Origin of the sequence: Streptomyces globisporus, assembly GCF_003501885.1 — a bacterium.
In the GTDB taxonomy this organism is placed as follows: Bacteria; Actinomycetota; Actinomycetes; order Streptomycetales; family Streptomycetaceae; genus Streptomyces; species Streptomyces globisporus_D.
On sequence record NZ_QWFA01000449.1, the window covers coordinates 1 to 386 of the forward strand.

Consider the following 386-nt stretch of genomic DNA (forward strand, 5'->3'; position numbering starts at 1 on the left):
CGTTTATATTGAAGGGGTTACGAGTGAACAGCATGTGCAAACCATGGTTCAACGATTGCAAAATATTGATTTTGATGTTGTATTTGATTCCTCCCAGCTTCATCAGTTCATTTCCGACAATTCTTTAACCCCCTTTCCGTTATCGTTATCGACTGAACGCCTGGATAGGACGGTTTGGGCTTTGATCAACGGACAAGTAGCCGTTCTAAGCAACGGATCTCCTTATGCGATCACAGCACCGGCCACGCTGCTGGATTTTTTCGTATCGCCTGAAGATTATTATTTACCTTGGGTGATTGCCTCTTTTTTTCGACTCAAATTTTCCGTTCATCCCAAGATTCGGATTATTCAAACGGGCGTTGGAGAGTAAGACATAAGGAGGAACA

Annotated in this window: 1 protein-coding gene; it reads left to right on the forward strand. The window is 43.3% G+C overall.

Going from position 1 to position 386, the window contains the following annotated elements; genetic code table 11:
• The coding region (locus D3105_RS34250; protein ID WP_165891152.1) for a spore germination protein at positions 1–370 on the forward strand (370 nt) is incomplete at its 5' end.
• Positions 371–386 lie beyond the last annotated feature (16 nt).